This is a genomic window from Burkholderia sp. 9777_1386 (genome assembly GCF_015712265.1).
In the GTDB taxonomy this organism is placed as follows: Bacteria; Pseudomonadota; Gammaproteobacteria; order Burkholderiales; family Burkholderiaceae; genus Burkholderia; species Burkholderia cenocepacia.
In genome coordinates, this window is the sequence record NZ_JACCQB010000012.1 from 141,568 (window position 1) to 152,651 (window position 11,084).

Here is an 11,084-nt window from a genome sequence, read left to right on the forward strand (position 1 = left end):
TGTCTGGCACGGCCGATTGTCAAGCAACGTCATGTTAGGACTGGGCCTACGAAATAAGTCGTCGCACGTCCAGCCGTCTGATTATCGAAATGACAGGCGATCAATACATTGGCATCTGTGGACGAGGAGCGTCCTTCTTCCCTTTTCTCTACAGAGGCAATCAACATGAACAAGAGTTATCGCACCGTCTGGAACGCGACGACGGGTACATGGACGGCGGTAGCCGAAACGGCGCGGATGCGCACGAAATCGAAGTCGAATACCGCGATGCGGTCGTCGGTCACGGCGGCCGTGGCGGTGATGGCCGGAGTAGGTGGTGGCACGGCGTCTGTCGATGCGATGGCGCAGGCGACGGGAGGTGGACTTAATCTGTGCTCGACCACGACCGCTGCGAACGGCGTGAGGTACGGGCAAACCTTTGGTGCGCTGTCGAACACGACTGCTGCGAACTGTGCGCCAATTAATACTAGTCTGGCTGCGTACCAAGGGCACGCGCCCGCTTTTATCCTCGCTAACAATGCCGGCACGAACGGAAGCGGCACTGGCGCCTCGGCCCCTACGGCGTCCGTGATGGGGGGGACTGATGGACATCTGGTCGTGTACGGCGCGAACGGCGTGCACATCAGCGGGCCCGCCGATTTCAACAACAACGTCAACATGACGAACCACCGCATCACGGGTCTGGCCGCAGGGACGGCCGGGACGGATGCCGTTAACCTCAATCAGTTGAATTCGGCGATCGCAGCGGCTGCAACGACGTCGAACCCGTACGTCGTGACGAATACGGGTACATATGCGGCCGCAACGGCGGCGCGCGCAGGCGGCAGCGCGACGGCAATCGGGGCGAACGCGAATGCCGGTGGTACGTCGGCCGTGGCGCTGGGCGGGAATACCGTTGCGACCGGCCAGAATGCCGTGGCGCTCGGCACGCTCGCGAATGCGACCGGCAGTGAAACCGTCGCGGTTGGCGTGAGCGCACGCGCGACGGGGAACAATTCGACGGCGATGGGCCGGGGCGCGGCGGCGGTGTCGTCCAATGCGACTTCCGTCGGCTATAGCTCCTATGCGGGCGCCGACGGCGCGACGGCACTCGGCACGACGGCGAGCGCCGTCGGCGCGAACGCCATCGCAGTCGGTCGCGGCGCGAGCACCAGCGGAACCTACGGCTCCGCGATCGGCTATTCCGCCAATGCAACCACGAACGCCGTTGCGATCGGCGTGCTCGCGAATGCGACGTCGGCGTCGAGCGTTGCATTGGGCGAGCGCGCGAGCGCGACGGGCGCGACTGCGACCGCACTCGGTCGCGGGGCGCTGGCCAGCGGGACGAATTCGGTCGCGCTCGGCGCGAACTCGGTTGGCGATCGCAACAATGCGGTGTCGGTCGGGTCGACGTCGCAGCAACGGCAGATCGTCAACGTGGCTGCCGGTACGCAGAATACGGATGCCGTGAACCTCGGCCAGATGAATACGGCGCTGTCGACGAAGGCGGACAACACGTATTTCAAGGTCAATTCCACCGGTGCGGCAGCTGATGCGGCGGGCGGCAATGCGACGGCAATCGGCCAGAACGCCAAAGCGAATGGCCGCAGCAGTATCGCGATGGGCATCAATGCACGGGCAGACGGCATCGCCACCACCGTGATCGGTACGGATGCGGTGATCGAGGAAGGCGCAAACCCGGCCGGCGGTACCTACAGCGCCCAGAACAGTCTGGCGTTGGGCAACGGCGCGCGCGTGTCGGCCACCAGCGGCAATGCGCGCAACAGCGTCGCGCTGGGCAACGGCTCCCGTGTCTCGGCGGACAGCGCTGTGGCAATCGGCAACAGCTCCGTGGCTGATACGGCTAATACGGTGTCGGTGGGTAACAGCACCACGCAACGCCGTATCGTGAACGTCGCGGCCGGCATGCAAGCCACCGACGCGGTTAACGTCGGCCAATTGTCCGGCGTGACCAAGGCACTTGGCGGCGGGGCAGCGGTCGACGGGAGTGGCAACGTCACGCAGCCGACCTACAAGGTGGCCGGAACCGACTACCACAACGTCGGCGACGCGCTCGATGCGCTGGCCGCGAACGGCGGCAGCGATCCGAACGCTGTTACCTATGACAGTGCGACGCAGGACAAGGTCACGCTGAAGGGCGCGGGCGGCACGACGCTGTCGAACGTGAAGGCCGGTGTGGCGGACATGGATGCGGTGAACGTTTCGCAACTGAAGGGTTCGGGCCTGATCGGCGACGACGGCAAGTCGATCGCCGCGGTGACGTACGACCGTAACGCGGACGGCACGCCGAACTACGGCACGGTGACGCTGGGTAACGGCGCAGGTCCGACGCAGATCAAGAACGTCGCGGACGCAACGGACGATCACGACGCACTGAACCTCGGTCAGCTGAAGGACGCGGGCCTGGTGGGCGACGATGGCTCGGGCAACCTGACGTCGCTGGCGGTGACGTACGACGGCGCGACGAAAGACAGCGTGACGCTGGGCGGCGTTGGCGCGACCACGCCGGTGGCGATCCATAACGTCAAGGATGGCGAACTGTCGGCGACGAGCAAGGATGCCGTGAACGGTTCGCAGCTGTTCGCGACGAACCAGAACCTGAGCGACCTGAAGGATTCGCTGAAGGATGGCGGCGTGATCGACCCGATCACGGGCGAATCGCTGGCTGTCGTGTACGACGGCAACGCGAAGGACACCGTGACGCTGAAGGGCACGGACGGCACGACGCTGTCGAACGTGAAGGCGGGTGTTGCCGACATGGACGCGGTGAACGTGAGCCAGCTGAAGGGCTCGGGCCTGATCGGCGACGACGGCAAGTCGATCGCCGCGGTCACGTACGACCGTAACGCGGACGGCACGCCGAACTACGGCACGGTGACGCTGGGTAACGGCGCGGGTCCGACGCAGATCAAGAACGTCGCGGACGCGACGGACGATCACGACGCACTGAACCTCGGCCAGCTGAAAGACGCGGGCCTGGTGGGCGACGACGGCGCGGGCAACCTGACGTCGCTGGCAGTGACGTACGACGGCGCGGCGAAAGACAGCGTGACGCTGGGCGGCGTTGGCGCGACCACGCCGGTAGCGATCCACAACGTCAAGGATGGCGAACTGTCGGCGACGAGCAAGGACGCCGTGAATGGTTCGCAGCTGTTCGCGACGAACACGCGTGTCGGCAATCTCGAAGACTCGCTGAAGGATGGCGGCGTGATCGACCCGGTCACGGGCGAATCGCTGGCCGTGGTGTACGACGGCAATGCGAAGGACACCGTGACGCTGAAGGGCACGAACGGCACGACGCTGTCGAACGTGAAGGCCGGTGTTGCCGACATGGACGCGGTGAACGTTTCGCAGCTGAAGGGTTCGGGCCTGATCGGCGACGACGGCAAGTCGATCGCCGCGGTCACGTACGACCGTCTCACGGACGGCACGCCGAACTACGGCTCGGTGACGCTGGGCAATGGCGCGGGTCCGACGCAGATCAAGAACGTCGCGGACGCGACGGACGATCACGACGCACTGAACCTCGGCCAGCTGAAGGACGCGGGCTTGGTCGGTGACGACGGCAAGGGCAACCTGACGTCGATGGCGGTGACGTACGACGGCGCGGCGCGTGACAAGGTGACGCTGGCCGGCACGGACGGCACGACGCTGTCGAACGTGAAGGCGGGCGTGGCGAACATGGACGCGGTGAACGTAGGCCAGCTGAAGGACTCGGGCCTGATCGGAGACGACGGCAAGTCGATCGCCGCGGTCACGTACGACCGTAACGCGGACGGCACGCCGAACTACGGCACGGTGACGCTTGGTAACGGCGCAGGCCCGACGCAGCTGAAGAACGTCGCGGACGCGACGGACGACGGCGATGCGCTGAACCTCGGCCAGTTGAAGGACGCGGGCCTGGTCGGCGACGACGGCAAGGGCAACCTGACGTCGATGGCGGTGACGTACGACGGCGCGGCGAAGGACAGCGTGACGCTGGGCGGCGTTGGCGCGACCACGCCGGTGGCGATCCACAACGTCAAGGATGGCGAACTGTCGGCGACGAGCAAGGACGCCGTGAACGGTTCGCAGCTGTTCGCGACGAACCAGAACCTGAGCGACCTGAAGGACTCGCTGAAGGATGGTGGCGTGATCGACCCGGTCACGGGCGAATCGCTGGCTGTCGTGTACGACGGCAACGCGAAGGACACCGTGACGCTGAAGGGCGCGGACGGCACGACGTTGTCGAACGTGAAGGCCGGCGTGGCCGACATGGACGCGGTGAACGTTTCGCAGCTGAAGGGCTCCGGCCTGATCGGAGACGACGGCAAGTCGATCGCCGCGGTCACGTACGACCGTAACGCGGACGGCACGCCGAACTACGGCTCGGTGACGCTGGGTAACGGCGCGGGTCCGACGCAGATCAAGAACGTCGCGACGGGCGTCGACGACCTCGACGCGGTCAACGTCAAGCAACTGAACACGGGCTTGTCGGACCTCCGCGACGAGATTAACGGCCAGGGTCTGCGCTTCGTCAAGGTCAACGCCGACCCGGTCACGGGCACGCCGGCTGTCGCCAGCGGCGCGCTCGCGGTCGCCATCGGTTCCGACGCACGGGCGACCAGCGCGAACTCGCTGGCGCTCGGCAGCGGTGCGCGCGTGACCGGCAACGGTTCGGTCGCGATCGGCTACAACTCGGTCGCGAACCAGAACAACGTCGTGTCGGTCGGCGACGTGGGCCGCGAACGCAAGATCGTCAACGTGGCGGACGGCGACGTCGCATTCCAGAGCACGGACGCGGTCAACGGCGGCCAGCTGTATGCGGCGCTGAACGACCTGTCGACGTCGGTGAGCTCGAAGACGCAACAGGCGATCGACAGCTTCTCGTCGGAGATCGACAAGAAGACGAAGGCCGCGATCGACGAGGTGAGTTCGCGCTCGATGCAGACGATGGACGTCAGCGACCCGCTCGTCGCGATCGAAGGCCTGCAGGGCAACAACGTCGCGTCGCTGAACGGCGCGGATCCGGCTACCGCAACGGCGGCCGCGATCGGCTCGTCGACGGCGGCAAGCGGCGCCAATGCGGTGGCGGTCGGCCTCCAGAGCGGCGCGGGTTCGAACAACTCGGTCGCGATCGGTAGCTTCGCGCAGACCGGCGCCGGCCAGGACTACTCGGTCGCCATGGGTTCGAACGTCCAGACGAACGGCACGCAGGCCGTCGCGCTGGGTGCGAACGCACAGGCGAACGGCGACTACGCGCTGGCGGTCGGCAACAACGGTGCGCAGGCAATCGGCGACGGCTCGATCGCCGTCGGTAACGCCGCGAACGTGCGGGCCGGCTCGACCAACGCGATCGCGATGGGTACCGGTGCGAACGTCGCACGCGGCGTCGAAGGCGCGATGGCGCTCGGCGCGAACACGACCGCGGGCGCGGCCAACAGCGTCGCGCTCGGCGCGAACGCGTTCTCGAATCGTGCGAACTCGGTGTCCGTCGGCCGTGCGGGTGCCGAACGCCAGGTCGTCAACGTCGCGGCAGGCACGCAGGCGACCGATGCGGTCAACGTCAGCCAGTTGAAGGGCGTGACCGACGCGCTCGGCGGCGGTGCGGCAGTGGGCGCGGACGGCACGGTGACGAGCCCGACGTACTCGCTGGCCGATCCGGCGGATGCATCGCAGTCGAAGTCGTACAACAACGTGGGAGACGCGCTGTCGAACCTCGACGGCCGTACGACGACGAACACGCAGAACATCACCGTGATCAACAAGCAACTGGCCGATTCGGGTCTGGTCGATCCGGTGACCGGTCAGTCGATCACCGCGGTGACGTACGACCGCAACGCGGACGGCACGCCGAACCTCGGTTCGGTGACGCTGGGCGGCGCGGGCGCGACGGCTCCGGTGGCGCTGAAGAACGTCGCGGACGCGAAGGACGACCACGATGCGCTGAACCTCGGCCAGCTGAAGGACGCGGGCCTGGTGGGCGACGACGGCGCGGGCAACCTGACGTCGATGGCGGTGACGTACGACGGTGCGGCGAAGGACAAGGTGACGCTGGCCGGCGCGGACGGCACGACGCTTGCGAACGTGAAGGCGGGCGTGGCTGACATGGACGCGGTGAACGTTTCGCAGTTGAAGGGCTCGGGCCTGATCGGCGACGACGGCAAGGCGATCGCCGCGGTCACGTACGACCGTAACGCGGACGGCACGCCGAACTACGGTTCGGTGACGCTGGGTAACGGCGCAGGCCCGACGCAGCTGAAGAACGTGGCGGACGCGACGGACGACGGCGATGCGCTGAACCTTGGCCAGCTGAAGGAGGCAGGCCTGGTGGGCGACGACGGCACGGGCAACCTCACGTCGCTTGCAGTGACGTACGACGGCGCGGCGAAGGACAGCATCACGCTGGGCGGCACGGGCGCGACCACGCCGGTGGCGATCCACAACGTCAAGGATGGCGAACTGTCGGCGACGAGCAAGGACGCCGTGAACGGTTCGCAGCTGTTCGCAACGAACCAGAACCTGAGCGACCTGAAGGACTCGCTGAAGGACGGCGGCGTGATCGACCCGGTCACGGGCGAATCGCTGGCTGTCGTGTACGACGGCAACGCGAAGGACACCGTGACGCTGAAGGGCGCGGACGGCACGACGCTGTCGAACGTGAAGGCGGGTGTTGCCGACATGGACGCGGTGAACGTGAGCCAGCTGAAGGGCTCGGGCCTGATCGGCGACGACGGCAAGGCGATCGCCGCGGTCACGTACGACCGTCTCGCGGACGGCACGCCGAACTACGGCTCGGTGACGCTGGGCAATGGCGCGGGGCCGACGCAGATCAAGAACGTCGCGGATGCGACGGACGACCATGATGCGATCAACTACAACCAGTTGAAGCAGTACGTCGCGGACAACTCGGGCGGTTCGGGCAATCCGCTGGCCGTCGGCTATGACGACGACACCAAGGCTCGTGTCACGCTGCAAGGCGGCGCGGACGGCACGACGATCACGAACGTGAAGGCGGGCGCGGTCACGGCCACGAGCACGGACGCGATCAACGGTGCGCAGCTGCACGGCACGGCGCAAAGCGTGGCCGATTCGCTGGGCGGCGGCGCGACCGTGGGCGCGGACGGCACGGTGACGAACCCGACGTACTCGCTGGCGGATCCGGCGGATGCGTCGCAGTCGAAGTCGTACAACAACGTGGGCGATGCACTGTCGAACCTCGACGGCCGTACGACGACGAACACGCAGAACATCACCGTGATCAACAAGCAGCTGGCCGATTCGGGTCTGGTCGACCCGGCAACGGGCCAGTCGATCGCGGCGGTGACGTACGACCGCAACGCGGACGGCACGCCGAACCTCGGTTCGGTGACGCTGGGCGGTGCGGGCGCGACGACGCCGGTGGCGTTGAAGAACGTCGCGGACGGCGTGGAGCGTCACGACGCGATCAACGTGGGCCAGTTGCAGGATGCGGGCCTGGTCGCGCCGGTCGATCCGGCGAACCCGGGTGCGGGCCTGACGTCGCTCGCCGTCGCGTACGACGGTGTCGCGAAGGACACGGTCACGCTGAAGGGCGTGGACGGTACGACGCTGTCGAACGTGAAGGCCGGCGTGGCCGACATGGACGCGGTGAACGTGAGCCAGCTGAAGGGTTCTGGCCTGATCGGCGACGACGGCAAGGCGATCGCGGCGGTCACGTACGACCGCAACGCGGACGGCACGCCGAACTACGGTTCGGTGACGCTGGGTAACGGCGCCGGCCCGACGCAACTGAAGAACGTGGCCGACGCGACGGACGACGGCGATGCGCTGAACCTCGGCCAGCTGAAGGGCGCGGGCCTGGTGGGCGACGACGGCAAGGGCAACCTGACGTCGATGGCGGTGACGTACGACGGCGCGGCCAAGGACACCGTGACGCTGGGCGGCGCGGGCGCGACGACGCCGGTCGCACTGAAGAACGTTGCGGACGGCACGGAGCGTCACGACGCGATCAACCTGGGCCAGCTGCAGGACGCAGGCCTGGTTGCGCCGGTCGACCCGACGAACCCGGGTGCGGGCCTGACGTCGCTCGCCGTCGCCTACGACGGCGCCGCGAAGGACACGGTCACGCTGAAGGGCGCGGACGGCACGACGATCACGAACGTGAAGGCGGGCGCGGTCACGGCCACGAGCACGGACGCGATCAACGGTTCGCAGCTGCATGCGACGGCGCAAAGCGTGGCCGATTCGCTGGGCGGCGGCGCGACGGTGGGTGCGGACGGCAAGGTGACGAACCCGACGTACTCGCTGGCGGACCCGGCGGATGCATCGCAGTCGAAGTCGTACAACAACGTGGGCGACGCGCTGTCGAACCTCGACGGCCGTACGACGACGAACACGCAAAACATCACCGTGATCAACAAGCAGCTGGCCGATTCCGGTCTGGTCGACCCGGTGACGGGCCAGTCGATCGCGGCGGTGACGTACGACCGTAATGCGGACGGCACGCCGAACCTCGGTTCGGTGACGCTGGGCGGTGCGGGCGCGACGACTCCGGTGGCGCTGAAGAACGTCGCGGATGGCGTGGACAAGCATGACGCGGTGAACGTCGGTCAGCTGCAGAGCGCGGGCGTGCTGACGCCGATCGACCCGACGAATCCGGGCAAGGGCCTGACGTCGCTCGCCGTGACGTACGACAAGCACGCGGACGGTTCGGCGAACTTCGACCAGATCACGCTGAAGGGCGCGAACGGCACGACGCTGTCGAACGTCAAGGCTGGCGCGGTGAACGCGACCAGCATGGACGCGGTGAACGGCTCGCAGCTGTACGGCGCGTCGAAGAGCGTGGCGGATGCGCTGGGCGGCGGCTCGACGGTCGACGCGAACGGCAACGTGACGAACCCGACGTACACCGTCAACGACAAGACGTACAACAACGTCGGCGACGCGATCGAGAACATCTCGAGCAGCCTCGTCCACGGCTCGATCGGCCTTGTGCAGCAAGACGCGGACACGCGCGAGATCACGGTCGCGAAGGACACGGACGGCACGTCCGTGAACTTCACGGGCACGGCGGGCGACCGCGTGCTGACCGGCGTGGGCGCCGGTGCGGTGAGCGCGACGAGCCGCGACGCGATCAACGGCTCGCAACTGCACGGCACCGCGCAGAGCGTGGCCGACGTGATCGGCGGCGGGACGACGGTCGATGCGGACGGCAAGCTCGCGGATACGTCGATCGAAGTGAACGGCAGCAAGTACAAGACCGTGGCCGAAGCAGTCCAGGCCGCGGCCAAGTACGGCGCGACCGATTCGCTCGCGGTGCGTTACGACCTGAACAAGGACGGCACGGCGAACTACGGCTCGGTGACCCTCGGTGGCTCGGGCGCGGCACCGGTGCGCCTGACCAACGTCGCGGACGGTTCGAGCCGGTATGACGCGGTGAACTTCGGGCAGTTGAGCGAACTGAACGACAAGATCGGCGGCCTCGACGATCGCGTCGGCGAACTGGAGCGGAACCCGGGCACGGGCAATCCGGGCAACGGCGGCGCCGGCAACGACTACTTCGCCGGTACCGACGTGGGCACGGACGGCACGACGAAGGCGAACGCCGGCAGCGGCACGGGCAACACGGCCGCGGGTTCGGGCGCGACGATCGGCACGGGCGCAAGCAACGGCACGGTGATCGGGTCGAACGCGGGCGTGTCGCACAACAACGGCGTGGCCGTCGGCTCCGGGTCGAAGAGTTTGGCCGAAGGCGCGACGGCGATCGGCTCCGGGTCGAATGCGTCGGGCAACCAGTCGGTCGCGATCGGTCAGGGCGCGAATGCGTCGGGTTCGAACTCGGTCGCGCTGGGCGCCGGCTCGACCGCGTACAGCGACGACACCGTGTCGGTCGGCTCCATCGACCGGACGCGCACGATCTCGAACGTGTCGGACGGTGTGAACGCAACCGACGTCGCGACGAAGGGTCAGCTCGATCGCGCGCTGGGCGGGGTCCAGGGCCAGATGAACGAGCTGTCGCGCAACGCGTACTCCGGTATCGCCGCGGCCACCGCGCTGACGATGATCCCGGGTGTCGATCCGGGCAAGACGGTGTCGTTCGGTATCGGCGGCGCGACCTACAAGGGCTATCAGGCGGTGGCGTTCGGGGGCGAGGCCCGCATCACGCAGAACCTGAAGATGAAGGCCGGCGTGGGCATGTCGAGCGGCGGCAACACCGTCGGCGTGGGCGCTTCGTATCAGTGGTAAGCCGCCGGGCGGGGCCTCGCGCCCCGCCTGCGCAGGCGATCCGACTGACTCCATTCAACTTTTTCAGGCGTCCGCTTCACGGCGGACGTTTCACCATGACCATGAAAACCTTGTTGTTGCGCGCCGCATCGATCGGCGCGATCGCGATGGCGCTCGGTGCGTGTACGACGCAATCGGGCGTCACCTACGACATCCGTGCGGTGTCGATTCCCGGCAAGCCGGACACCGTATTCCGCGTGAGCTGCGACGGGCTGCTCGGCAGTGCGAACGCCTGCGCCCGCGCGGCGGAAGAATTCTGCCAGGGCAAGGGCTTCACGCCGCTCGAGATGATCGACCGCGTGTACAGCCGCGCGCCGAAGAAGGACCCGCGCGAGATCACGTTCATGTGCGGCAAGCCGCAGCCGGTCGTGCAGGCCGCGCCGCCGGCGCTGCAACCGGCGCCGCAGCCGGTCCAGCAGCGCCAGGTGCTGCTGCAGGGCGACGCGAACTTCGCGTTCGACAGCGCGGCGTTGACGCCGGACGCGCGCAGCCAGCTCGACCGCTTCGTGCAGGTCAACAGCGGCGTCGAATTCCGCCGCGTGGCGATCACCGGCTTCACCGATTCGACGGGCAGCGACACGCACAATCTCGCGCTGTCGGCTTCGCGGGCCCGCAACGTGATGAACTACCTGCGCAGCAACGGCCTGAAGGCGCAGTCGTTCGTCTCTGAAGGCCTCGGCGCCGCCGATCCGGTGGCGTCCAACGCGACCGCGGAAGGCCGCGCGCAGAACCGTCGCGTCGAGATCCGGATCGATGCGAAGTAACGCGCAACGGATGACGCGCCACCGGTACGCGCGGGGACCCGGTCGGCGCTGAGCCGACGGAAGGACGCTCCCACC

General features: G+C 67.4%; 2 protein-coding genes and 1 pseudogene. All 3 read left to right on the forward strand.

Going from position 1 to position 11,084, the window contains the following annotated elements; translation table 11 throughout:
• Positions 1 to 165: 165 nt before the first annotated feature.
• A pseudogene (locus H0X91_RS34960) lies at positions 166 to 240 on the forward strand (ESPR domain-containing protein); the annotation flags it as partial.
• A 330-nt stretch (positions 241 to 570) separates the two neighbouring features.
• Entirely contained in the window at positions 571 to 10,206 is a 9,636-nt protein-coding gene (locus H0X91_RS12685) for a beta strand repeat-containing protein (protein WP_230877936.1), read from the forward strand.
• A gap of 95 nt (positions 10,207 to 10,301) precedes the next feature.
• Positions 10,302 to 11,009: an OmpA family protein gene (locus H0X91_RS12690; protein WP_080332046.1), complete on the forward strand. Its 708-nt coding sequence runs from the start codon at positions 10,302 to 10,304 to the stop codon at positions 11,007 to 11,009.
• Positions 11,010 to 11,084: the final 75 nt, after the last annotated feature.

Excerpts from the sequence above, each read along its gene's own strand:
- H0X91_RS12685 (WP_230877936.1), top strand. The coding sequence starts at position 571 with ATGGGGGGGACTGATGGACATCTGGTCGTGTACGGCGCGAACGGCGTG.
- H0X91_RS12690 (WP_080332046.1), top strand. The coding sequence starts at position 10,302 with ATGACCATGAAAACCTTGTTGTTGCGCGCCGCATCGATCGGCGCGATC.